General features: G+C 40.1%; 20 protein-coding genes. 10 read left to right on the top strand and 10 right to left on the bottom strand.

Annotated features, from left to right (window positions below; genetic code table 11):
- Window positions 1-50: 50 nt before the first annotated feature.
- From IEW76_RS03220 to helD, 5 genes are all read left to right on the top strand, one after another.
- Window positions 51-1,622 (top strand): diguanylate cyclase domain-containing protein, encoded by a 1,572-nt coding sequence (locus tag IEW76_RS03220; protein WP_188650866.1) that lies wholly within the window; start codon window positions 51-53, stop codon window positions 1,620-1,622.
- Window positions 1,623-1,668: 46 nt separating this feature from the next.
- Window positions 1,669-2,298 carry a transporter gene (locus IEW76_RS03215; protein WP_188650863.1) on the top strand — a complete coding sequence of 210 codons (630 nt, stop codon included), beginning with the start codon at window positions 1,669-1,671 and terminating at the stop codon, window positions 2,296-2,298.
- Window positions 2,299-2,434: 136 nt separating this feature from the next.
- The gene (locus tag IEW76_RS03210; RefSeq protein ID WP_188650861.1) at window positions 2,435-4,168 is read left to right on the top strand and encodes an ABC transporter ATP-binding protein; all 1,734 of its coding nucleotides are present in this window, start codon (window positions 2,435-2,437) and stop codon (window positions 4,166-4,168) included.
- Window positions 4,152-5,951 (top strand): ABC transporter ATP-binding protein, encoded by a 1,800-nt coding sequence (locus IEW76_RS03205; protein ID WP_188650859.1) that lies wholly within the window; start codon window positions 4,152-4,154, stop codon window positions 5,949-5,951. The genes IEW76_RS03210 and IEW76_RS03205 overlap by 17 nt, the downstream gene beginning before the upstream one ends.
- A 123-nt stretch (window positions 5,952-6,074) precedes the next feature.
- Window positions 6,075-8,384, top strand: a complete 2,310-nt coding sequence (helD, locus tag IEW76_RS03200; protein ID WP_188650857.1) for an RNA polymerase recycling motor HelD — start codon at window positions 6,075-6,077, stop codon at window positions 8,382-8,384.
- A gap of 78 nt (window positions 8,385-8,462) precedes the next feature.
- Here the strand turns inward: helD and IEW76_RS03195 are convergent, their stop codons facing one another.
- Both IEW76_RS03195 and IEW76_RS03190 read right to left on the bottom strand, forming a co-directional pair.
- Window positions 8,463-8,930 carry an IDEAL domain-containing protein gene (locus IEW76_RS03195; RefSeq protein ID WP_188650855.1) on the bottom strand — a complete coding sequence of 156 codons (468 nt, stop codon included), beginning with the start codon at window positions 8,928-8,930 and terminating at the stop codon, window positions 8,463-8,465.
- 178 nt (window positions 8,931-9,108) lie between these two features.
- A complete protein-coding gene (locus tag IEW76_RS03190; RefSeq protein ID WP_188651125.1) occupies window positions 9,109-9,786 on the bottom strand; it encodes a lipase family protein in 678 nt (225 codons plus the stop codon).
- 196 nt (window positions 9,787-9,982) lie between these two features.
- Here IEW76_RS03190 and IEW76_RS03185 point away from each other — a divergent pair, with 196 nt between their 5' ends.
- Complete coding sequence (locus IEW76_RS03185) at window positions 9,983-10,297, top strand: hypothetical protein (RefSeq protein ID WP_188650853.1); 315 nt, start codon at window positions 9,983-9,985, stop codon at window positions 10,295-10,297.
- Between the two features lie 298 nt (window positions 10,298-10,595).
- On the opposite strand, the gene IEW76_RS03180 is transcribed toward IEW76_RS03185, so the two are convergent.
- A complete protein-coding gene (locus IEW76_RS03180) occupies window positions 10,596-11,429 on the bottom strand; it encodes a CAP domain-containing protein (RefSeq protein ID WP_229721108.1) in 834 nt (277 codons plus the stop codon).
- Between the two features lie 172 nt (window positions 11,430-11,601).
- On the bottom strand, window positions 11,602-12,531 hold the full coding sequence (gene cysK / locus IEW76_RS03175; protein ID WP_188650850.1) for a cysteine synthase A: 930 nt from the start codon (window positions 12,529-12,531) through the stop codon (window positions 11,602-11,604).
- Between the two features lie 267 nt (window positions 12,532-12,798).
- Between cysK and IEW76_RS03170 the strand changes: the two genes are divergently transcribed.
- Window positions 12,799-13,938, top strand: a complete 1,140-nt coding sequence (locus tag IEW76_RS03170; RefSeq protein WP_188650848.1) for a glycosyltransferase family 4 protein — start codon at window positions 12,799-12,801, stop codon at window positions 13,936-13,938.
- A 25-nt stretch (window positions 13,939-13,963) separates the two neighbouring features.
- Window positions 13,964-15,292, top strand: a complete 1,329-nt coding sequence (locus IEW76_RS03165; protein ID WP_188650846.1) for a UDP-glucose dehydrogenase family protein — start codon at window positions 13,964-13,966, stop codon at window positions 15,290-15,292.
- Between the two features lie 32 nt (window positions 15,293-15,324).
- Here IEW76_RS03165 and IEW76_RS03160 read toward each other — a convergent pair whose 3' ends face one another.
- The 4 genes from IEW76_RS03160 to IEW76_RS03145 form a co-directional block, all read right to left on the bottom strand.
- Window positions 15,325-16,509, bottom strand: a complete 1,185-nt coding sequence (locus IEW76_RS03160) for an MFS transporter (RefSeq protein ID WP_188650845.1) — start codon at window positions 16,507-16,509, stop codon at window positions 15,325-15,327.
- 755 nt (window positions 16,510-17,264) lie between these two features.
- Window positions 17,265-17,879 carry an NAD(P)-dependent oxidoreductase gene (locus IEW76_RS03155; protein WP_188650844.1) on the bottom strand — a complete coding sequence of 205 codons (615 nt, stop codon included), beginning with the start codon at window positions 17,877-17,879 and terminating at the stop codon, window positions 17,265-17,267.
- 152 nt (window positions 17,880-18,031) lie between these two features.
- Complete coding sequence (locus IEW76_RS03150; RefSeq protein ID WP_188651139.1) at window positions 18,032-18,181, bottom strand: hypothetical protein; 150 nt, start codon at window positions 18,179-18,181, stop codon at window positions 18,032-18,034.
- A gap of 95 nt (window positions 18,182-18,276) precedes the next feature.
- Entirely contained in the window at window positions 18,277-18,717 is a 441-nt protein-coding gene (locus IEW76_RS03145; protein WP_229721107.1) for an Hsp20/alpha crystallin family protein, read from the bottom strand.
- A 242-nt stretch (window positions 18,718-18,959) separates the two neighbouring features.
- Between IEW76_RS03145 and IEW76_RS03140 the strand changes: the two genes are divergently transcribed.
- The gene (locus IEW76_RS03140; protein ID WP_188650842.1) at window positions 18,960-20,510 is read left to right on the top strand and encodes a glycine betaine uptake BCCT transporter; all 1,551 of its coding nucleotides are present in this window, start codon (window positions 18,960-18,962) and stop codon (window positions 20,508-20,510) included.
- Between the two features lie 107 nt (window positions 20,511-20,617).
- Here the strand turns inward: IEW76_RS03140 and IEW76_RS03135 are convergent, their stop codons facing one another.
- Together IEW76_RS03135 and IEW76_RS03130 are read right to left on the bottom strand one after the other, a co-directional pair.
- Window positions 20,618-21,259, bottom strand: a complete 642-nt coding sequence (locus IEW76_RS03135) for a YpmS family protein (RefSeq protein ID WP_188650840.1) — start codon at window positions 21,257-21,259, stop codon at window positions 20,618-20,620.
- Window positions 21,260-21,286: 27 nt separating this feature from the next.
- Window positions 21,287-22,177, bottom strand: coding sequence for an SGNH/GDSL hydrolase family protein (locus tag IEW76_RS03130; protein ID WP_188650838.1), 891 nt, complete (start codon window positions 22,175-22,177; stop codon window positions 21,287-21,289).
- 366 nt (window positions 22,178-22,543) lie between these two features.
- Between IEW76_RS03130 and asnB the strand changes: the two genes are divergently transcribed.
- Window positions 22,544-24,049, top strand: a complete 1,506-nt coding sequence (asnB, locus tag IEW76_RS03125) for an asparagine synthase B (RefSeq protein ID WP_188650836.1) — start codon at window positions 22,544-22,546, stop codon at window positions 24,047-24,049.
- Window positions 24,050-24,109 lie beyond the last annotated feature (60 nt).

Below are 24,109 nucleotides of genomic sequence, written 5' to 3'. Positions count from 1 at the left end.
ATGCTAATCTAAGAGCATTGCATGAAAACTAATGAAGAGATGTGTGTAGTATGACTGTCGAATCGATTATAACCAGTATCTTTATCTATTTAATCCCTATCTTATTTTTATTTTATATGGCAATTGAAGTCCTTCTTCGTAATGTTCAGAGTAAGATTCATCGCTTAGCTAGTTTAATTGTACTATGGTTTGTGTTGTTGTTTTTAGAAGAATATATACGGCATTTACTACCTATCCAATACAGTGCATCCGTAATGAACTTTTGGTATGGCTGTGTTGGCGCCTTCCTGATCAGTTTCGGCTTCCACTTTGTAGCTGAAGTGACCTCCTTCAAACAACGAATACCCGTCCGCTTACGACCATATATTTATTATGTCCCTGTTTTTATTGTTTGCTTATCTGTATTTCTCCTGAGCCATGTGTTCACTAGCCAAGGCTTTGTTCAGCAAAGGATCTGGAAACTGCCGATCCATGATACAGCTTATTATTTATCTATTACAACAGGAAATCTATTCACGGTCTTTTTTATTTATATGATTTTAAAGCAGAGAAAAGTGATTGAATCATTGGAACGTAAACGTATAATGGATATTCTATTGTATTCATTTATATTTGTATTACTTTGGAATATCGTATTTGGTTATATTGACTTTGGAAAGTGGTTACCTCCGCGTCCATATATTTTCGCAGGTGTGGTCTGGTGTTTCATGTTAAGGATTGCGATGCTCAAATATGACTTTCTATCTTCCTATTCGAAACGTTACGAAATTCTATTTAACTTGAATCCTAACGCTATTCTATTAGTAGATAGTAAAGGTATTATTAAGGAAGCAAACCCAACAGCTCAGTATTTTTTAGAAGATGCTAACATTCGCAATCGAAATGTGTTTGAAGCTTACCAGGCTACCCATCAAGAAGAATGGATAGATCTTTATCATAGAATATTTGATAAACGACAGCCCGTTCGACAGTTCGAGGCAGAAATTGAGAGTGTAAAAGACGGTAAAACCCGTCATTTACTAATTGATGGAGACTTCTTATTTGTGGATCAACAGCCGTATTTCATGATTATTATACGGAATATTACCTCTGAGAAGCAGAAAGCGGAGCAGGTTTCTTTCCTAGCTTATCATGATTCCTTAACACAATTGCCCAATCGAAGGTCTTTTTATCAATCATTGGAAAAGCGAATTCAATCGAGCGCCAAACAAAATGTTGCGATTATGCTCTTTGACCTAGATTCATTTAAACAAGTTAATGATCTGTACGGGCATACTGTCGGAGACGGCTTCTTAAGACATGTGGCTAAGGAAGTGGCCGACTTTGTCCAGGGCAAAGGGTTTGCTGCCAGATTAGGAGGAGACGAATTTGTCATCTGTTTAGATGATATCCCTTCTCTTGAATTTGTAAGAGGAGAGGCGCAGTCATTGCTAAACCGATTTAACGAAAGCCCTTTTTGCGAAAAGGGGATCGAGATTCCTATTCAGGCAAGTATTGGAGTCAGTATATATCCAGAACATGGTGTTTTAGCAGATGAACTGGTGAGGAAGGCTGATCAGTCTCTTTATAAAGTGAAAAACCAAGGAAAGAATAATTTCCATATGAATGGATCCGTTTCTTAATCATCGTGATATACTACTATCAAAAGGTTAAGTAAAGGACGAGTTTATGAGAATCTTTAAGCGTACGTATGAGGGAATCATGATTCTGCTCGTTATAGCAACTATTATGACGTTATGGAGCGATCGCCCCTATGATTCTGTAATCAACTGGGTGGTTTGGGGAATCTTCATGACGGATTTCCTGGTCCGTCTATTGTTAGAAGAGGATAAGTGGAAATTCGTTAAACAAAACCCTTTTTTAGTGGTGGCCGTTATCCCAATTGATCAATTCTTTCAAATGGCACGGATTGTTCGTATTATTTACTTGTTTCGTATTAAAACAATCACAAAATATTATATTGAGCCCTTCATTAATAAGCTCACGTATAAGTCTAAAGTATTTATTTTTGGACTCTTTCTAATTATTTTGGGGGCTGAATCATTCACGTTGTGGGTGCTAGAAGCAGGAAGAATCTCCTTCTCTGAAGCCCTTCTAATGGTAGGCAGGCAACTGATGTTTTTCGGACATCAAAGCGGGTTTTCTTTAAGGACTGAATCGGTTGTCATGCTTGTGTGTACATCTATTATGGGGGTTGTGCTTCATGGATTAGCATTTCAATGGGCAATTGAGAGAGGTGAAAGACTCCTCAAATTGCGAAAAAAGAAATCGAAATCGTACCAAGATATTCAAGGGTGATCTAACTAAATAGAGGGTGTGTAAGGGTCTGAAGGTGTCCGATTGCAGACCTTTTTTTAGTACTTAAACGTTTGTTTGTAGATCCTTTCTACTAAAAGATGTTTGAATATTATGTAAAAGGAAAGGTGGGTACATAATGCGTATTATTTATTCCTACATAAAGATTTATAAAGGTTCTGCTGTTATTGCTCTCCTTCTTATGCTACTGGAGTTAGTTGTTGAGCTTCTTCAACCTTTAATAATGGGGATCATTATTGACCGTGGCGTCCTAAAGCAAGATCTTTCAGCTGTCGCTGGATGGGGAGGGCTCCTGCTTGGGTTATCTCTTCTTGCTTTTACAGCAGGAATTACCAACTCGTTCTTTGCAGCAAATGTCAGTCAAGGCGTAGCGCGTGATATGAGGGAAGCAATGTTTAAAAGGATACAATACTTTACACCTGCTCAGCTTCAGAAGTTTTCACTGTCTACATTACTTACAAGAATGACAAGCGATGTTACGCAACTGCAAAGCCTTTTATTCATGGCTATGAGAATTATGTTGCGCGCTCCATTATTTATACTGTTTGGACTTGTAATGGCCATTTTGGTTGAGCCGAGTTTAGCTACTGTTTTGTTGTTGGCTGTTCCTCTTTTACTTGGATGTATGGTCCTTGTGATGGTGAAAGGGGTTAAGCGATTTCGGTCTGTTCAAACGAATTTGGACCAAGTCAATCATCGTTTAAGAGAGAATTTATTTAATATGAGGTTGGTGAAAGCCTATGATCGTGGTGATTTCGAACAGAAACAATTCGAAGAAGCGAACGGGCCTTTACAAGAAGCGAATACAAAAGCTCTCCGCCTTATGGAAGTAACGATGCCAATGATTATGTTTGGGATGAATATGAGTTTAATTGCGATTTTGTGGTTAGGGTCATATCAACTAAATGGAGGAGAAGCGCAGCCAGGAGAAGTGGTCTCTGTACTCAATTACGGAATGCGAATTATGTTCTCATTTGGGGTGTTCTCGTTCTTAATTATGCTTTTCTCACGCGGGAGAGCATCAATCTCACGAATTGTTTCCATTTTAGAAGAAAAGCCAAGAAATGATGGACATCCAAATTCATCTACTTATCAGTCAGGAGCGGTTACGTTTGATCATGTTTCATTTTCTTATCCTACACGAAGTGAGTATCCTGCTCTAGAGGATGTAAGTTTCACAGTGCCTCAAGGAAAAATGTTTGGAATCCTTGGTGAAACTGGATCCGGAAAGACGACGCTCGCACAGCTTATCCCTCGTCTCTATCAGCCTCAGAAAGGAACAATTTCTTTTGGCGGGGTCGATAGTCAGGATATCAGAGTAGAGGATTTGCGAGATAAAATTGGGGTTGTACCTCAGGAGGCTCATCTCTTTTCTGGAACGATAAGAGAAAACTTACTGTGGGGCAACAAAGAAGGAACGGAAGAGGAATTGATTCATTCGACAAAGGACGCAGGGATTTACGAATTTATCAAAGAGCTTCCGCATGGTTTTGAGACGAAGATTGGGCAGAAGGGTGTGAATTTCTCGGGAGGACAAAAGCAGCGAATCTGTATAGCGCGGGCGCTTATGAAGCAACCTGACATCTTAGTTCTAGACGACAGCACGAGTGCATTAGATGCGAAGACAGAATCCGATATCCTTAACAAGTTAACCGACCTTCCTTACACCGTCTTTATTATTGCCCAGAAAATAAGTTCGGTCAAAGAAGCTGACCAACTCCTTCTTCTTCATGAAGGGAAAATAGAAGGAGTTGGAAACCACAAAGAATTACTTGCTAACAATGAATTTTACCAAACTCTTTATCAATCTCAACAAAAGAAGGGGGAGGTTCATTATGTCGAGAACTCCTAAGTCTCATCCTCATTCTAGAATGGGACAGAAACCTCCTAAAATAAACGACTTAAAAGCTACATTGAAGAGAGTATGGACGTATATAGCTGGGCAAAGAAAACGTTTTGTTCTTGTCATGCTAATGGTGGTAATTAGTTCTACGCTTTCTTTAGTAGGGCCTTATGTATTAGGGGTGGCGGTCGACCGTGTTATTGCGAAAGTGGAGACGACAACTTTGTTTCAATTGTTCCTAGGATTAGCAGCCATTTATATTTTTCAAATGGTGACCCTGATTTTACAAAATTATTGGATGATTGGGATTTCGCAACATACGGTATATACAATAAGAAATCATTTATTTGCACATTTGCAGAAGCTTTCTCTTTCTTATTTTCAAAAACAACAACATGGAGAATTAATGAGCCGTCTCACGAACGACATGGAAAATGTCAGCAGAACGCTTAATTCATCCATTATTCAATTTACGACAAGTATCTTAACACTTGTAGGAACAATAGGAATGATGGTTTGGTTGAGTCCAGTTTTAACCCTACTCACATTAACGATTGTGCCTATTCTGATCTTCGGAATGAAATGGATCACGAAACGCACGAGCGTTTACTTTAAAGACCAACAAAAGCATCTAGGGGATATGAATGGGTATATTGAGGAATCATTAAGCGGTCACTCCATCATAAAGCTTTTCTCACGTGAAAAAGAAACCATTGATCAATTTAATGAGAAAAACGAGCAGTTAAAGAGAGCGGGGTATTGGGCACAGACCTATACTGGATTTATTCCGAAACTCATGAACATGCTAAATAATGTGAGTTTCGCCATTATCGTAGGAGCTGGTGGATACTTAGCGGTTCAAGGGTCTATATCTGTGGGAGTCATTGTTACTTTTACGACCTACTCAAGACAATTTACTCGACCTTTAAACGATTTAGCGAATCAATTTAATATGATTCTTTCGGCTGTTGCAGGTGCTGAACGAGTCTTTCAAGTGATGGATGAGGAGCCTGAGAAAACGGAAAAGGAAGAAGAAAGCTTACAACTTGTAAAAGGAGATGTCCGGTTTGAATCCGTCTCGTTTTCTTATGAATCGGATCAAGCGACTCTTCAAGGGATAACGCTTCATGCTAAACCAGGAGAAACAGTCGCATTAGTTGGACCAACAGGAGCCGGCAAAACAACTATTATATCTTTACTGCTTCGCTTTTATGATCCTGATAGTGGAAGGATTCTCATTGACGGAAAGGATACGAAACGAGTAAATAGGGAAAGTTTACGAGAGCAAATGGCAGTTGTGCTTCAAGACTCCTTCCTATTTGAAAAGTCTATTCGGGAAAACATACGGTATGGAAGACTCGGGGCAACAGATGAAGAGGTGGAGCAAGCCGCTCGAGAAGCAAATGCTCATTCTTTTATATGTAAGCTTCCAAATGGGTACGATACAGTTTTGCAATCTTCTGGGTCAAGTATCAGCCAGGGACAGAGGCAACTTCTTTCAATTGCCAGAGCTATGGTTAAAGATCCTTCTATTCTGATACTAGATGAAGCGACAAGTAGTATAGATACGTTGACGGAAATGAAAATTAATGATGCTTTAAAGACATTAATGAAAGGACGTACTAGCTTTGTCATAGCCCACCGGTTGAATACAATCTATCAAGCAGATCAAATTATCGTGCTTCAGAACGGTTCTATTATCGAGCGAGGAACCCATGATGAATTGGTGGAACAAAATGGATTTTACCGTAGTCTTGTAGATGTTCAATTTGGTCAACAGGCAGTTGATTGAGGGGGAATAAGGATGGTTTGAAACGGCTATGTTAATGGTTGTATTTGAACAACGTCTTAGCTTTCTTACACTAGAAAGAATAAAAAAACACTAAAAGACATTTAACTGAAGGGGGAGTTTCCTTTGTCTCCAAAAAATGAGTGGGAACGGGAACAAGAGCGAGTCGATGGAGTTATTGAAGATATTGAACAGAAAATAGAAGGTATAGAAGATCGAGCGGGGGATGTAAAAGAAGAGGTAATAGGGCTTAGGGAGACCTTTTGGGAAGACGTAACAGTCAATATTGATGAGCCAGATGACATCATGGAAACGTACAACAGTCTTCGGCAACAAGCTGAATTGCTTGGGGAACGGGAACGGAGCCATAAACACGTGTATGATCAGTTGAAGACGTTAAGGAGAATGAAGCACTCCCCTTATTTTGGTCGTGTTGATTTCACAGAAGATAATGGGCATGAAACCGATCAAGTATACATAGGGATTTCCTCTTTAATGGATCGTAATGATGAGAACTTCCTTGTTTATGATTGGAGGGCCCCTATATCAAGCCTTTACTATGACTATTCTCCAGGGCCAGCAGAATATGAAACACCTGAAGGAACGATAGAGGGGAACATGGATGTGAAACGCCAGTACATCATTCGTCAGGGGCAGATTAAGGGGATGTTTGACACAGGGATAACAATCGGTGATGAGCTTCTTCAAGAAGTGCTTGGGGGCCACGCCAATACACAAATGAAAAGTATAGTTGCTACCATTCAAAAGGAACAAAACCAGATCATCCGATACGATGAGCGCCCCTATTTGGTCGTGCAAGGTGTTGCTGGCAGTGGGAAAACATCGGCAGCGCTTCAGCGAGTTGCTTACTTACTTTATCAGTATCGAACAAAGATTACAGCAGATCAAATGATGTTATTCTCCCCTAACCCTATGTTTAACAGCTATGTGGCCAATGTCCTTCCTGAACTAGGAGAGGAAAACATTGAACAAACAACCTTTCAGGAGTATATGGCTTATCGATTAGAATCCAGACTCCATTTTGAAGATGCTTATGATCAACTCGAATACCTGCTTACAGCAGATCAAACAGATGCATATAAGACAAGGTTAGAAAGCGTCCAATATAAGGCGACACTTCAGTTTAAACACGACGTTGATGAGTATGCAGAATCTTTGTCTAAGGATGGATTGGTCTTTAAAAACATAAAGTTTCGTGGATCAACGATTGTTTCAAAAAAGAACATTTATGATTACTTTTATAATCTGGATCCTTTCATATCAATGCCAAATAAACTTGAAATGGTGAATGAATGGCTCATTCAACAGGTAGAAGCCTATGAGAAGAAGGAACGCTCAAAGGAATGGGTTGACGAAGAAATAGAGCTATTAGGGAAAGAAGAACTTTTGAAAATCCATCAGAAGTTGCAAGCAGGATATAGAGGGAATTCAGAAACGTTTGACGACGCAGTTCTAGAGAGAAGATTACTTTCAAAAGCCATCGTGAAGAAATACACGAAACCCATAAAGAGAAAAATTGAGGAACTAAAATTCCTGAATATGAAAGCAATCTATACAGCACTCTTTCATTCAGAAACAGGCCTTTCCGAGAAGGCGACAAAGGTAACAAGAGAGAACATTGAAAGTGGAAACTTGTTTTATGAAGACGTTACGCCATTTCTGTATTTAGAAGATCTAATTAAAGGAACGCACGTATATAACCATATCCGTTATTTATTCATTGATGAAGCGCAGGATTATTCACCATTCCAGTTTGCGTTTCTTAAAAAACTCTTTCCTTATAGCCGTATGACAATACTAGGGGATTACAACCAGGCTATATACGCTCATACCCTTCATGCACCATCGCTTCTGTCAGAAGATCTTTATAAAGAAGAGCGTGCCGAATATATGACGCTCCTGCGAAGTTACCGATCTACTCGCCAAATTATTGAATTCACTAAAGGGATGATTCCAGGTGGTGAAGCCATTGAACCATTTAACCGAGAAGGCTCACTTCCATCTGTTATACGTACAGACGATCAAAACGTTCATCAGGCCACATTAATAAAAGAGTTGTACCGCCTTGGGGAGAAGAAGTATGATACCATCGCAATTATTTGTAAAACAGCAGAGGAAAGTCGCGAAGCCTATGAGTTGCTAACGTCTTGTGACATTCCTGTCCGACTTATGGATAAAGACACGTACACGTTTACGAAAGGGATTCTCGTTATTCCAGTTTATTTAGCAAAAGGAATTGAATTTGATGCTGTGGTCCTCTATAATGCGTCAGATAAAAATTATCAGCACCAACTGGACCGTAAGTTATTCTATACAGCTTGTACTAGAGCCATGCACGAACTAACGTTGATGACAATGGAAGAACCTAGTCGATTTATTCAAGAGATTTCCTCGGACTCTTATACGTATAAGTAAAAAATAGACCCCATCACTTCATAACGCTCCTTCGAGTGGATTTAACTTCCTCAATAAAAAGCGCTGAAGTGATCGGGGTTATTTTTGCGTTTCATGAGAGATTTTGAAGTTCTCATTCATATAGTCGCAAAGTTCTAAGAATGCTTCCTTATCATTGTGATCAATGGCTTGATCAATAAGTCTCATAGCATTTTGGCGTTCTAATTCATAAATAACATCACCTGACTTCTCTAATGTTACAGGTAGCTGCTTTGTTAAATAACGATGGGCAATAGAGTGAACGTGTGTTAAGAATTCCGGAATATCTAATAGTTCTGCAATGGAAATCTGAATCATATGTTTGCCTTTTTGGAAAACGAGGATGTCTTTCTCGTTTTCAATTCGTTTTGTTTTGCGATTTACCACGATCTCTCGACCTTCAACAGGAACAAATTGATAAACGTCCCCATCAATGTGAATGGTGAAATATTGATAAGCTAGCATAATTCGGATGTTTCGTGTTTCTTGTTTAACATAAAAGGGCTTCAGGGTCTTAATCGATAACATATTCGTCACACCTCTCTAAGGATTGATTACACGAAGCTCATGTTCACCGACAAAGGATAGAGAAGGGGCCCCTAACTTTATATTATCTGAATATTCTAATATATTGTATGCGGGAATCTGAGGTTTAGTTATACCAAATGAAGAAGAATTTTGTACAATTTTGCAGACTAGGCATCTGTTACATAAATCGCTCGATTCCTTTCTTGTATGTGACGAGGCTATGATTGCCTGCTATGGTTTCTGTTTGGATAGAGAATGAGCTTTGAGATTTCACATGGGCATAATACCAAACCTGTTTCGTAATAGGGCAATAGATGATGGTGGGAGGGACTTTGGTGACAATGTCATGGACATTTACGAAACGGATGCTTAAGGGAACTTGTTTACGGTATTGAATCGTGAATTCTTTATCGCCGACACGAGGGCTGGCGTAGTTATACATGACGACTTGATCAAAGGGGGCGTGTACCCTTGCATCGAGTGCATGAAGGGTGGCCAATGCTGCACCAAGACTGTGACCGGTTATATATAGGGTCTTATGAGGTGACACCTTTTTATATGCTTCAAAAATTGAATCTCGGCAGGAATCATAAACAGTTAAGAACCCTGTATGAACTAGACCGGCGTCTTTAAGATAAGGGAAGGGCGTTTGATACACCCGCGCGTCCGCAATCCAGTCGGGTTCTGATTGAGTGCCGCGAAATGCAATCACAACAGCGTCATCGCTTTCAATGATAAATCCGAACCACTCCATCTCCTGTATGGAGGCAGCTTTGAAAGATTCCACTAATGTAAATCCCTCCGGAATAGCAAATAGCCCTTTCTGTTTGTATTGCTCGTACGTAATTTCACACATTTCTAATAAAAAAAGAGCTAACGGTTTGTGAAAAAAAGGAAGTTTGTTCACCTTGTTCAAAAGCCTCCCATATCAAGCTTTTTAGTATCATATGGGGACCCATTGAAGTTGGTGCAGCGCCTAAACAGGTTTAAAATGTGAGGAAAACGTCAATTGAAGACAGTACGAAACAAATTTTTCATGGAGGGATCAAGGAATGCCAGCAAAAGAACAAGAATTAAAAGATGTATACATGACTAAAAGCGGCGAATCGATCCGATTTGCTCATGGAACGTATGTGATTACACAAGTAGATGGAAAGAAACACTGTGACTTAACGTTAAATAACGTAGAGCAATATGAAATGTTTGAAGATCGAAAAGACGAGAATAAAGATGTGGATGTTACATTCACAACTCAAGAAGGTGAGAAGTTTGATGGTAAGCTAGATGTAAAAACCGTCAACCGCGAGAACGAACAACGCAATGTCGTTGAGCTAGAAAGCAAAGAAGAACTTGCACAGCAAGGATAAACAATATAGGCCCCCTTGAGTTGATGAACTCGAGGGGGTCTTTTACTTATATCCAAAGAGGCCCGGAGGAGTGACGAAAGCGATGTCGAAGTGTCGTAACTATAGCCAGAAGTGATGAAAAGGTGAAACGGAGTGACCAAAGCCTTGCGCGAAGTGTCATAAAAGCATACGCAGTGACGAAAGCGATGTCGGAATGACGTAACCGCAGATCGAAATGACAAAAACGAAGCAACATTGACCACAAAAAGCATTAAAACCTCAGAACTCACCATGAGTTCTGAGGTTTTGTTGTTCCAATTTATTTTTGAATAAACATCTGTGTCCAATAAATACCCATTTCTCCACCTTCAGCAATACCAATACCAATGTGTGTTACGTTTTTGTTTAAAATGTTTTTACGGTGACCTGCGCTGTTCATCCACTGTTGCACAACTTTCTCTGGAGTTTGTTGGCCAGCTGCGATGTTCTCAGCTGCTGTTTTATAATCTATCCCGAAGTTTTGCATCATTTCAAATGGACTGCCATAGCGAGGAGAGTTGTGAGAGAAGTAATCATTCTTTACCATGTCCTCAGATTTTTTCTGTGCAACCCCTCGTAGTTCAGCGTCTGCTTTTAGAGCTGGAAGGCCTTGCTTTTTACGTTCTTTGTTCGTTAGTTCAACAACTTTAGCTTTAAATTCACTATCAGCTTTATCTGCTTGCTCTTTTTGTTCCTGAGCTTGTTGTTTTTGTTGCGTTTGATTATTTTGATTTGGTGTTTGGTTTTGGTCAGGCTGTGAGTATTGGGTTTGACCATTGCCATCGCCTTTACCTTGACGATATTCACGGCGCTTTTCTCCGTCTTGCATATATTGTTCAAATTGATCTGGTACAAACTTTTCTACGTTTTCGCGCATTCCATTCATATCTCCGCCAGGGATGGTGTACTGGCGCATTTCTCCTTCAACGTTAAAACGGCCATTGCCATCATTGGCGCTATATGAATCACCATTTCCCTGATTCTCAAACGTTAGGCGCTCTACATTAGAGTTGTTTGTATCATTTAAGCTTTCTTCGGTATCTGTATTGTTACAAGCTCCTAAAACCCCTAATGAAAGAACAGCGGTTAGGGCGTAAACAAATTTCTTCTGCATATTTATGACCTCCCTGGTTTATAGGCTCTTATGTCCCATTTGTAGTATTTGCAGGGCGCAGTTTGATATGCTCTAGAGGTCATGACAATAAGAGGGAAGTCTGGGAAGCTCAAGCAACAAAAAAGGACGAAATCGTGTACGATTTCGTCCTTTTCATGTGTCCTTATAATGATTAAAAACGGAACAGATCACCAGAAAGATACCGCTCACCAGTATCAGGTGCAATCACTACGACCGCTTCATCTGGTTGTTTACGTTTTGCTACTTCTATCGCTGCATAAACTGCTGCACCAGCTGAAGGCCCAACTAATATACCTTCTTCGCGGGCAAGTCGGCGAGTCACGTCATAAGCTTGTTCATCCGTAATTTTAAAGATTTCGTCGTATATTTCTTGATTTAAAATTTCAGGGATAAATCCAGGACTTGTTCCAACTAATTTGTGTTTCCCTGGCTTTCCGCCTGAGAGAACGGGCGATCCTTCTGGTTCAACAACGTGCACAGATAAATCAGGATAATGTTCCTTCAAAGGTTCTCCTGTACCTGTTACAGTTCCTCCCGTTCCGGCTGTCGCTACGAAAGCTGATAAAGGCTTACCGATCTCATCCATAGCTTCAATAATTTCACGGGCCGTTGTATTTCGGTGAGCATTTGGGTTAGCGATATTCTTAAACTGCATCGGAATAAATGATCCTTCGATCTGTTCTGCTAACTCTTCAGCACGTCGAATAGCACCTGGCATCTTGTCTGAACCAGGGGTTAATTCGACTTCAGCACCGTATGCTTTTAATAAATTAATACGCTCTTGCGACATGGTGTCTGGCATGACTAAGATTGCTCGGTAGCCACGAGCTGCCGCATTCATAGCAATTCCGATTCCTGTGTTTCCGCTCGTTGGCTCAATAATAGTAGAACCTTTTTTCAAGTAACCGGCATTTTCGGCTTCGACCATCATATTATACGCAGCACGATCTTTGACGCTGCCGCTTGGGTTAAACATCTCTAGCTTCACATAAACATCGGCGCTACCTTCAGGTACAATTCGATTTAATTTGACTAAAGGCGTCTCTCCGATTAAATCAGCAATATTGTTTACGACACGCATGATGTCACTTCCTTTATTCTGAGCATTTTACTCTATTTTAACATATCCACTAGGGTATTCTCATGTATTAGAATTGATATCCCCAGAAATCCACATCTGAATAATATGAATGAAACGTTATCCACATGTGGATGGATGAAAAGATCGGATTTTGACGAAGTTCATGAAGCAATCTTTACAGGAAGTTGATTCTTTCTCCATAAAGCATTTCTATACTTATAGTAACAAAAACTTTTCTGAGTACAGGGAAGGCAGGGAGGAAGAATAATGAGAGTTGCACTTTTTACGGATACCTTTACTCCTCAGGTGAATGGCGTTGCTAAAACGCTTCAACGATTTGTAAATTACCTTGATCATCAAAATGTAGAGTACATCATTTTTGCACCAGATGGAAATCAGCAAAGTGTAAATACGGAGCAAGTAAAAGGTTTTAAGAGCGTCCCTTTATATCTTTATCCTGAATGTCGATTATCATTACCGAACCTGTCTACAATTCGTAAACAATTGGAAGCCTTTCAGCCTGATCTTATCCATATTGCTACACCATTTAATATTGGCTTTGCAGGTCTTTATTACGGTAAGAAATTAAGTATTCCAATGGTCGGCTCCTACCATACAAACTTTGATCGTTATTTGCAATATTATGATTTGAACATTTTATCGAAATGGATTTGGAAATACATGCGATGGTTTCATGCACCTTTCAGACAGACGTTTGTTCCCTCAGAAGAGACCAAGAGAGACTTAATCCAACGAGGATTCCAAAATATAAGCATATGGAGTCGAGGAGTAGACTGTCAGCTCTTCCATCCTGATTACGATCACACAGCTGTTCGTGAAATGTATAACATTGATGAGCCTTATATATTGACCTATGTGGGAAGACTTGCGCCAGAGAAAGATCTGGATGTGTTTCTTAAAATTGCAGAGTCCCTTCCTCCCTCCCTTCAGAAACAAGTTCATTGGCTTGTTGCAGGTGATGGACCAATCGCTTGTGAGTTAAAAGCAGCAGCCCCGAAAAATATGACGTTTACTGGCTATGTAGAAGGTGAGCATCTTGCGCGCATTTATGCGACCTCGACACTGATGGTGTTTCCCTCTAGTACAGAAACGTTCGGGAATGTTGTACTTGAATCTATGGCTGCAGGCACTCCTGTTATTGGAGCTCAAGCAGGTGGTGTACAGGGCATTATTGCGCATAATGAGACGGGGAAATTATGTACGCCTGGACATGTGGATGAGTTTATTGAAGCTATATCTGATTTGCTTTTTAACAAAAAGCTTTTAAAGGAAATGGAGATACGCGCGCGCCTGTACGCTAAAGGGTGTTCTTGGACGTCGATTTTTGATGATTTACTGCTTCAATATGAGGTGGCGATTGACGAGACTATTATGTCTTATGCTTAAATAGGGAAAGTGAGGAGGAACAGAAATGAAGAAGATTGCGGTAGTGGGAACAGGCTATGTTGGTCTTGTAACAGGAGTTGGTTTATCTCATATTGGTCATGAAGTAACGTGTTTAGATGTAGATCATGAAAAGATCGATCTTTTGCAAAAAGGTCGTTCACCAATCTACGAAGTCTCCCTTGAGCCAATGATTCAAGAAAATCAAAAACAGAAAAGACTTTCATTCACCTCTAAATATGAGGATATCCAAGAATCCGAAATAATTTTAATTGCCGTTGGGACCCCTCAGCACCCAGATGGGTCAGCAAACCTTACGTATATATATGAAGCAGCAGAAGCAATCGCACAGACAATCAATCAAGAGGTAACAGTAGTTGTAAAGAGCACCGTTCCAGTCGGGACATGTCAAAATGTAAAAAACTATATACAAGCTAAAACTCCTTTCCCTATACAAATGGTGTCCAATCCGGAATTTTTACGGGAAGGGAATGCCCTAAAGGATTTATTTGAAGGAGATCGTATTGTAATAGGCTCTGATGATCAAAAAGCAATACAAACAGTGATGGAGATGTATGCTCCTTTTGATATTCCTATGATGACAACGGATCTAGCTAGCGCTGAAATGATCAAATATGCTTCTAATGCATTTCTAGCCACGAAAATTAGTTTTATTAATGAAATTTCATCCATTTGTGAAAAAGTAGGGGCAAATGTAGAGGCTGTCGCGAAAGGCATGGGCATGGACCGTCGGATTGGTTCATCCTTCCTTCAAGCTGGAATAGGCTATGGTGGATCGTGTTTTCCAAAAGATACGAAAGCCCTTGTCCAAATGGCAGGTAATGTGGAACACCAATTTGATTTATTGGAGTCCGTTATTCATGTGAATAATAAGCAACAAAATAAAATAGTGGATCAAATGAAGGAGCGTTGTGGAAGTTTAGTTGGGAAACGCATAACCATTCTTGGTCTGGCTTTTAAACCAGGAACCGATGACCTAAGAGAAGCTGCCTCCCTGGTGATCCTGGACCGACTCTTACGAGAAGGAGCTTTCATTACGGCATATGATCCTGTTGCCATGCCAAGGGCAAAGGAAAAGTTTCCGGCTGTTACATTTGCCTCTAATGTGAAGGAAGCCTTAGCTGGAGCGGACCTAGCCGCGATTGTCACGGAGTGGGAGGAGTTTAAAGAACTTCCACTACACTTTTATGATGAGTTGATGAATGAGGCTATTCTGTTTGATGGACGGAACTGTTACTCTCTTGATGAGGTAAGGGAACAGAATATGGAGTATTATTCTGTTGGACGTCCAGCCATTGAACATACAAAAAGCGCCCCTCTTATGCATAAAGCATAAGAGGGCGGCGCTTTGGTCAGGATAGATCGATATTAACCATATCGATTTACAGTAGATGGTTGTTTCTGCATCATAAGAGCGAGGCTTAACCCGCTTAGTAACAAGAGTACGGTTGTTGTAAAGAAAACAGAGGTAAACCCGTAAGCCCCTGCCAGTAAGCCACCAAGTGCCGGCCCGATGATGTTTCCTAGAAAGCGGAGGCTTGTGCTATAGCCAAGCACTTCCCCTTGAATAGAAACCGGAGCCACCTGACGAATATAGGCTGTTCGAACAGGGATAATGCCTCCAATCGTAATGCCCAGTAGAAAGCGTAAGATCATAAGTTGCCAAATGTTTGTTACAAAGGCTCCTGGTAAATAAATAATACCTGAAGCAAGGAGTAGGAAGACGAGAATCTTCTCATATCCTACAGAATCAGCGACTTTCCCCCATCTTCTTGCCATAAGTAAATTTCCTACCCCTGCTGCAGAGAAAGCGATCCCTGAGAAGAAGGCTAAATTAGCCGTGCCATGAATTTCACTTACGAACAAAGCAAGTATAGGCTGAATGCTGAAGTGGGCGATTTGTACAAACATTGAGACGATCATAACGGTAACGAGTATAGGATTTAAGAGAATGTGACGAATGACCTCTTTTCGTGAATACGTCTCTTGTTTCTCATCTTCTGTTTCGATGCGAAACTCTCTAACCCCTAGCAATACAAAGAGTGCAGCGATAAATAACGTGATAGAGGTGAGCTGAAATGTGCTAGAGAATCCATAGGAATCTGCTAGCACGCCTCCAAACAAAGGCCCCATTAAACTACCGGTGACGTTTCCTGTCTGTAGGGTACCAAGCGCCTGTCCAGACAAATCCCTAGGGGTTTGCGTAGAAATTAGAGCTTGTGAGGTTGAGATAAATCCTGTAAATACCCCCATACATAATCGTAAAATAAATAGTTGGAACACAGATGACACAAATCCCATAAGTAAGACGCTTACAGCCAACCCTACCCCCGATAGAACAAGAATCGTTTTCCGGCCGTATCGATCCCCAATTCTTCCCCAAATAGGAGAGAATAAAAATGCGGTAAAGAACGTAACTCCAAACGTTAATCCGGACCAACGTTGTACATAGGCTTCTGAGAAATTTCCAAATGATTCAATATAAAGAGATAAGAACGGCATAACCATTGTCATGCTACCAGCGATAAAAAAGTTAGCAAACCACATAATCATTAAGTTCTGTTTCGATATCTTTTCTTGATTCTGAATTTTGTACCCTTCTTTCGTTCCAGACGATATTTCGACTTCCTAAATATCATACCAGAGAGAAGGGGAAATAGAAAATTTTGAGATTTATTTAAACAAATGGCTCTGTTAATGTTTAGTGTTGATTTTGTTCCATATAAGCCCCCTTGTGTGGAAGACTTGAATCCGAGATGGTCATGCATTGCTATAGATAGAGACGTTTCCGTCAGCTTGAATAGAGAGTAAGGGGGGCCTGGAAATCACTCGCTTTCCGCGGCCCCACACGATGTGGGGTCGTTCGACGTTGTCACAGGACGTGACGGTCTTAGTCGAACTTCCTCTATCTTTAACAGCCTCCTCGGGAAAACCACCCTGCGGGGTCTCGTCTACCTCTTTCTCCCGCAGGAGTCTCGCAATTTCCAGGCCCACCTTTGCCAAATGGGGAGTGACGGAAACACGCCATATTTGTGAGGTAGGGGGCTTAAGGGCAACTTAATAAGAGGATCCGTTCACCTCATTAACGTCAGGGCAGGCTTGGGGACTGCGAGACTCCCGCGGGAAAGGAGCCTAGGGGAGACCCCGGAAAGCGCGTAGCGATTGAGGAGGCTTCCCAGCTCCCCGCAGGAAAGCGAGTTGTCCCCAAGCCTGTCCAACCTCTCTTCTGGCAAGGGATCTCCGTCGACCGAGTGTCTCAGCTTCGAGTCTTCAACAATCCTGCCCTATTCTTGAACAGAGCCAAACAATTAATAAGCTAGTCCAACAGAACGGTAAATATGGTCTTGTTTCACTACGGATTCCAATAGAAAGTGGGCTACGTCTGAACGAGATATCCGTTTTCCTCCATGAGGAACTCCGGTTGATTCCATGCGGTATTCCCCTGTACGTGTTCCATCGTCTAAGCGTAAAGGTCTGGCAACGGTCCATGCTTTACCGCTTTGTTTCAATAATTCAACGGCTCGTTTATGGTCAGCTAATACATTTTTTAAGATCTTTGAAGCCATAAATCCTGTAAGTCCTGGAATTTCATCTTCAATTCCAGCGGAGGCTGTATAAGCGATCCGCTCTATTCCGTTTACTTTCATGGCTTCAAGAATATTAGATGTCATTTCAGATAAGGTAGTGGTCTTTTTTAAACCATCTGTCCCTAGTGTAGAAATAACAGCATCATGCCCTTTCATTGCTCGAATGACGAGTTCTCGATCTAAGCCATTTCCTTCAATGATTTGAAGATGAGGATGTTGAATGGAGAGTTTGGAAGGGGTTCTAGCGAAAGCCGTAACACGATGCCCTTCCTCAAGAGCAAGTTTAACTACTTCTTTACCTGTCCCACCTGAAGCACCAAATACGATTATATTCATAACCAATCCACCTGCTTTCTAAAAAATAGATATAGATGTATTATACCAAGATTTGGAGGTGAAGGTGGAAGGATAATAGGTGCAGTTTTATATGATAGATTAAAAAGGAGGAGGGTATCCTTCTATAAGAATACTCTCCCTTTTCGTGAACGTTATTTTTTTCGGTTAAATAAATCAGCAAATAATTCCACGAAAGCTTCTATAATCTCAATGGATTGAAATGCTAACAAACTTGTAGCGGTTAGCGAAAATAGCCCAATCAAAACAAATCTCATCGTGTGAATGGTATGCAACCACGCCATACGTATTCCTCCTTTATTCCTCTCACAATGATCCTTTTCTCTCATAAATTGCTTACATCGCAACTAGTTAAATACAATCAATAATACTTGATGCTCTATTCGTCTACTTTTGGCATTTGAATAGGAATGGTATCTTCATCTTTATTCTTTTGGATTTGGATTTCTAATAATCCGTTCTTGTAGGAGGAAGTCACTTCGTCTGGTGTGAAGTGAAATGGAATACGAATCGTTCTTTTGTAATGGCCTTGAAACCGTTCTTTATGCAATGTTTGCTGTTCTGAAGCTTGATAGGCTGTTGGGACATGGCCTTCTAGTATTAGATTCGTTCCGTTCTGTTTCAAGGTAAGGTGCTCTGATGAGGCAAGGCCTGGTAGATCCACAATGACAACAAGATGACTTTCTGCATCGTACAAATCATAGGCAGGACCTCGCTTTGGTATGACATGATGCATATCGTCCCAAAAGTCCTGACCCAACACCTGATCAATGGTTTTTGAGAACTTTTCCCAGTTAACCTGAGATTGCTTTTCCTTCAAAGGACATCACCTCTTCTACCCAATTATATGAATGTATGATGCTGTTTCATGATTGTAATTTTTTTGAATTAAAAGGGACTTTTGTAATGGGAATTCCGTTTGTACAGTTTGTTCGAAATATTATTAAAAATAATCAACTTGTTTACTGAATAACTTAGGGGGTAAAGGAATAGGACACCAAAACTTCCCATCATCTCATCTACATACCATTAAGATGAAATAATTAGGAGAGGAGTAATCATTTGAGTAAATCATTAGCACAAAAAGTCTCACCAGTCTTTTGGATTACGATTGCCATAGTAGCTGCAGCTGTTACCTGGGGGGTTCTTGTTCCTGATCATTTAAAAAAGGTTACATTATCAATTAGGGATTACTTGTCCGTTCATTTTGGTTGGTACTACTTAATTGTTGTTGCGTTGTTTGTACTATTTTGTATCTTTATGATTATTAGCCCTTACGGAAAAATGAAGCTAGGAAAGCCAGATGATGAACCAGACTATAGTATGCCGACATGGTTTGCCATGTTGTTTAGTGCAGGAATGGGAATCGGACTTGTCTTCTGGGGCGTAGCGGAGCCTATTTCGCACTACGTGAAAAACGCGCCTACGGCTGAAACAGGAACGCCAGAGGCATTAAATGAATCCCTTAAGTTTGTTTATTTTCACTGGGGAGTTCATGCTTGGGCTATTTATGCACTCGTAGCTATGACGTTAGCTTACTTTAAATTCCGCCGAGGTGCTCCAGGACTTATAAGTGCAACATTAACTCCTATTTTAGGGGACAAGACAAAGGGGCCAATCGGAAAAATAATCGATGTTATTGCGATATTTGCTACTGTTATAGGAGTAGCGACAACACTTGGGTTTGGTGCCGCCCAAATTAACGGTGGTCTTAATTATTTATTAGATACACCTGATGAATTCTGGGTACAGCTCGTCATTATTGGCGTAGTTACCGTGTTGTTTATGATTTCAGCTTATACTGGATTGAGTAAAGGGATTAAATATTTAAGTAATACAAACTTAGTATTAGCTCTTTTATTATTTGGATTCGTCCTCGTTGTAGGACCTACTTTAAACATTATGAATGTTTTTACAAATACAATTGGATCCTATATTAAAGATGTTGGGAATATGAGCTTTAGGCTTGCACCAAATAACGATGAGCAACAAACATGGATTCAAGACTGGACGGTTTTCTATTGGGCATGGTGGATTGCTTGGTCTCCGTTTGTAGGAATCTTTATCGCCCGAGTTTCTAAAGGACGTACGATTCGTGAATTTCTAATCGGCGTACTCGTTGTTCCTTCCCTTGTTAGTTTCCTATGGTTTGCAACGTTCGGTATGTCAGCCATTAACCTTGAACAAACAGGCGCAGCAGATATTGCCGGATTAGCAACAGAACAAGCCTTGTTCGGGACATTGATGGAGTACCCATTAGGAACAATTACATCTATTATTGCTTTATGTTTAATAGGAACTTTCTTTGTCACTTCAGCCGACTCAGCTACATTTGTGCTTGGTATGCAAAGCACGAATGGGTCTCTAAATCCTCCGAAAACAGTGAAGTTTAGCTGGGGAATTGCTCAATCTGCGACAGCTGCCATTTTGCTTTATACAGGCGGTCTACAAGGCTTGCAGAATGCTCTGATCTCAGCGGCCTTTCCATTTTCAATGATTATGATTATGATGGCTTACTCGTTTTATAAGGCTATAACAGAAGATTACCATGCGATGAAGAAACAGACCTCTTCTTCATCAAATTCAGATCACTCCGCTAAAACGGGGTCGTAAACGTAAAAAAGGCTGCCACGTAGGCAGCCTTTTTTAATATACCTCCAATAGGGTCGCTTGTAGGAGCTTACATTAAGCTCATTCCACGCCCAAGTGAGAATTTTCTGTTACTTAATGAGTTTCTTCAACCATGAGCTTTGGCTAAATCCAAATGTTTCATGTGGAACCGTTAGTTCAAAAGCAAGTTGGTCTTTCTTTAGATTGAACGTAGAGGCTCGAAGCCCTAGTTCATACCCCGGGTTAATCTGGGTGACGGCTACATAAACATTTTCTTCATCTGGATTTACAATAATCCACTCAGGCATTGGATAGTTATCCTTAATATAATCCAAAACCTTTTTGTTCGGCAGATGAAGACGGCCGAGTGTAATTGATTTTTGCTGAAGGATAAGGTCTCCGTTTTTTTGTACGACTGGATCAAACTTCATTGTTAAAGGCAATTCTTTATCAAAAGCGACAATCGTTCCGGTTAACTCCACATCATCTTCTAGAGAAACTGAGTAATCAATGGATTGTGTGTCGGATATTTCTGTCAAATAACTATTGATGATTTGATTCAGGTTATCCTTACTAGACATCACTGTAAATTCAGCCCGCTTATCGCTGAAAGGCATAGACTTAGGGACGGATACAGATGAGGTTGGTAAATAAACAAGTAATAGAAGCCATAGAATGACTCCAACATTAATAATCGCTAGGATAAAGAATAGCCACTTCCACTTATTGTTGACTTTTATTGCTTCAAACATATGACATCTCCAATCTAACTGATGTCTCTAAATTTCTTCTTCATTTTGCCGCACAATCTCATCTTTTAAATGAGATAGAATACGTTCAGCCATTAGTCTGTACCCTTTTAAATTGGGGTGAAAGTTATCTTCGTAATAAAGATCTTCAGTAGAACCGCTAAATAAATCTTTGATTGGAATGTAGTTAACATTCGCATATCGATCGACGACATCTTTGCTAATACGATTCCAATCGTAAATGATTTGGTCGAGCTCAGGGATATCACTGAAATATTGTTCAAATGGATTGAACAAACCTACAAGATAAATATGGGCGTCCTGATTTTGAGAACGAATGGTTTGAAAAATAGAGGATAATCGATCCTCATATTGAGGAAGTTCACTCTCGAAATCTTCATAAGCAAGAGAGGTGAAGTTGTTTTTGACAACTTTCATAATATCGTTAGCCCCGATTGTAATAACAATCACATCGGCTTCTTGCACAGAAGTGGAGATTTCCTCTTCTTTCAGTCGGTCTAACAACTGGTCTGTACGATTACCTCGCTTACCGAAGTTCTTAATCTGAAAATCTTGATTGTTTTCTTGTAGTGTTTCTTCAATAATCCCTACGTAACCACCGTTTCCTGAGGAATCACCTACGCCTTGAGTAAGTGAATCGCCAATGGCCACAATATTTATGTTGTCTTCCACAAAGATTTCTTTAGCCCCTTCTAAAACAGTAGAGACCGCTTCTTTCAGTTCTTCGGTGATGGTTTTTTCTTCCTCTGACTTTTCTCCATCCGCTTCTTGGACGGAAAACTCTTGAGCCCCTTCACCGCTAAGGGAGGAATCACTAACTTTCGATTCGTTACCAACCCAATAGAAGAGAATAATAAGGAAACTGAATAAAAATAAAACTGTTAATGCAATTCGTTTCATGTCGATCACACCTGACAATTATCAATTGTACCGTATCATAACACGCATTCCCCATTCTATATAGTATAAATCGGCTATATATTACCTATATTATATGAGAAATGATTCATCTTTTTACATACCTTTTCAAACCAAATGAAAAAAATTTGAGGTTAAATAGAACATTAACATAAAAAAAGGGTATATCTCTTTAAATAGAACCAAATAAAGCGATCTATTCGGAACTCATTAAAAAAATGGGAAAGATCCATTGGAATTATCTTAAAAATACAAAAATGGAGGATTGTCCAGTATTTGGTTCTTTGAAGGAGAACTTATATAATGAACGTCATATTCAAAATAAAACAGTAGAGGTGACCCAATAATATGTGCGGCATATTCGCCACAACAGGCCATGTAGAAACGAACAAAATGAAAGAAATTCTAGAGAGCATGAAACATAGAGGACCTGATGAAGGAAAACAAGTCCCTTTAGAAGGTTTCCATATTGGACACCAACGTTTATCCATTATTGGGCTAGATGATGGTATTCAGCCAATACCCAATGAAGAGAAAACCAAGTGGATCGTATGTAATGGTGAAATTTATAATTACTTAGAATTGAAAGGTGAATTAGAAGAGCAAACAACATTTTTAACCCATTCCGATAGTGAAGTTGCGTTAAAATTAATTGAAACAGAAGGGGTTAAGAGTATAGAGAAACTGGATGGTATGTTTGCATTCGTCATCGTTGATGAGCTAACGGATACATTCGTTGCGGCGAGAGATACATTAGGAATTAAGCCTTTATATTACGGACAAGATGACGAAGGGAATTATGTGTTCTCTTCTGAATTAAAGACCTTATATCTTATTACGAATAATGTGCAGGAATTTCCTCCTGGAACTTATTATACGCCACAAACTGGTTTTGTGAGATATAGACAGATCAAGCATCCAGACCAACCCGCACAAACAACACGTCGTGAAATGACTACAGTAATCAGAGAAAAACTTGAACAAGCGATAGAGAAAAGACTTCTGGCAGATGTAGAGGTTGGCGTGCTCTTAAGTGGTGGATTAGATAGTAGTTTAATTTCGGCCATTGCTGCAAAGAAGGCTAAAGAGCAGGGGAGAACGGTGAAATCCTTCTGTGTCGGATCTGCTGGAAGTGAAGATATTGAGCGCGCTCGTGATGTAGCTAAATCAATAGGGTCAGACCATTACGAATACATATATTCAGAAGAAGAGTTGATAGAGGCTATTCCTCATGTTGTATATGCCTTGGAATCCTATGAACCTTCTTTAGTAAGAAGTGCGATTCCGAATTATTTTGTGTCAAAACTTGCCTCAGAGCATGTGAAGGTGATCCTTTCAGGAGAGGGAGCTGACGAGATTTTTGCAGGCTATGAGTATATGAAGAAATTCCAGACGACAGAAACCCTTAATGCAGAAATTATTCGCATCATAAATACCCTTCATAATATTAACTTACAACGAGGAGACAGAATGAGTATGGCTCACTCCATTGAGCTACGCGTTCCGTTCTTAGATTTAGAATTAATTGAAACAGCTTTACGTATACCGTCTGAACAAAAGCTTCATACGGAAGAACAAATGGAGAAAACCATTTTGCGAGAATCATTTGATGGAGTATTACCGGATCAGGTGTTGTGGAGGAAGAAGGAAGAATTCTCAGCTGGTAGTGGAGCGTTAGATTTGCTTGAAACCTATGCCAACAAAACGATATCCGATTCAGAATTGGCTCTTATTAACGAAGCAGCTCCAGTTGATATCCGCAGTAAACAAGAAGCTCTGTTTTATCGTTATTTCATTGAGTATTTTCCAGAACAATCAGCCCTTGAAACCGTAGGTAAATGGGCTACAGCATAGCGAATTTCTTAAAGCATACCCATTTATTCGGTTATATGTTTTATACGCTTCTAGGTTGGG

The organism is Pontibacillus salipaludis, from assembly GCF_014642405.1.
GTDB classification, from domain to species: domain Bacteria; phylum Bacillota; class Bacilli; order Bacillales; family BH030062; genus Pontibacillus; species Pontibacillus salipaludis.
Note: the sequence above shows the minus strand (reverse complement) of the source record. Positions and strands in the feature narration are given on the sequence as shown.

Bases quoted from the DNA above. Each gene is read 5' to 3' on its own strand.
- IEW76_RS03180 (WP_229721108.1), bottom strand. From the start codon at position 11,429: ATGCAGAAGAAATTTGTTTACGCCCTAACCGCTGTTCTTTCATTAGGG.
- IEW76_RS03210 (WP_188650861.1), top strand. From the start codon at position 2,435: ATGCGTATTATTTATTCCTACATAAAGATTTATAAAGGTTCTGCTGTT.
- IEW76_RS03165 (WP_188650846.1), top strand. From the start codon at position 13,964: ATGAAGAAGATTGCGGTAGTGGGAACAGGCTATGTTGGTCTTGTAACA.
- asnB (WP_188650836.1), top strand. From the start codon at position 22,544: ATGTGCGGCATATTCGCCACAACAGGCCATGTAGAAACGAACAAAATG.
- IEW76_RS03155 (WP_188650844.1), bottom strand. From the start codon at position 17,879: ATGAATATAATCGTATTTGGTGCTTCAGGTGGGACAGGTAAAGAAGTA.
- IEW76_RS03150 (WP_188651139.1), bottom strand. From the start codon at position 18,181: ATGGCGTGGTTGCATACCATTCACACGATGAGATTTGTTTTGATTGGG.
- IEW76_RS03215 (WP_188650863.1), top strand. From the start codon at position 1,669: ATGAGAATCTTTAAGCGTACGTATGAGGGAATCATGATTCTGCTCGTT.
- IEW76_RS03160 (WP_188650845.1), bottom strand. From the start codon at position 16,509: ATGATTATGTGGTTTGCTAACTTTTTTATCGCTGGTAGCATGACAATG.
- IEW76_RS03190 (WP_188651125.1), bottom strand. From the start codon at position 9,786: ATGTGTGAAATTACGTACGAGCAATACAAACAGAAAGGGCTATTTGCT.
- cysK (WP_188650850.1), bottom strand. From the start codon at position 12,531: ATGCGTGTCGTAAACAATATTGCTGATTTAATCGGAGAGACGCCTTTA.
- IEW76_RS03195 (WP_188650855.1), bottom strand. From the start codon at position 8,930: ATGTTATCGATTAAGACCCTGAAGCCCTTTTATGTTAAACAAGAAACA.
- IEW76_RS03220 (WP_188650866.1), top strand. From the start codon at position 51: ATGACTGTCGAATCGATTATAACCAGTATCTTTATCTATTTAATCCCT.
- IEW76_RS03185 (WP_188650853.1), top strand. From the start codon at position 9,983: ATGCCAGCAAAAGAACAAGAATTAAAAGATGTATACATGACTAAAAGC.
- IEW76_RS03130 (WP_188650838.1), bottom strand. From the start codon at position 22,177: ATGAAACGAATTGCATTAACAGTTTTATTTTTATTCAGTTTCCTTATT.
- IEW76_RS03205 (WP_188650859.1), top strand. From the start codon at position 4,152: ATGTCGAGAACTCCTAAGTCTCATCCTCATTCTAGAATGGGACAGAAA.
- IEW76_RS03135 (WP_188650840.1), bottom strand. From the start codon at position 21,259: ATGTTTGAAGCAATAAAAGTCAACAATAAGTGGAAGTGGCTATTCTTT.
- IEW76_RS03170 (WP_188650848.1), top strand. From the start codon at position 12,799: ATGAGAGTTGCACTTTTTACGGATACCTTTACTCCTCAGGTGAATGGC.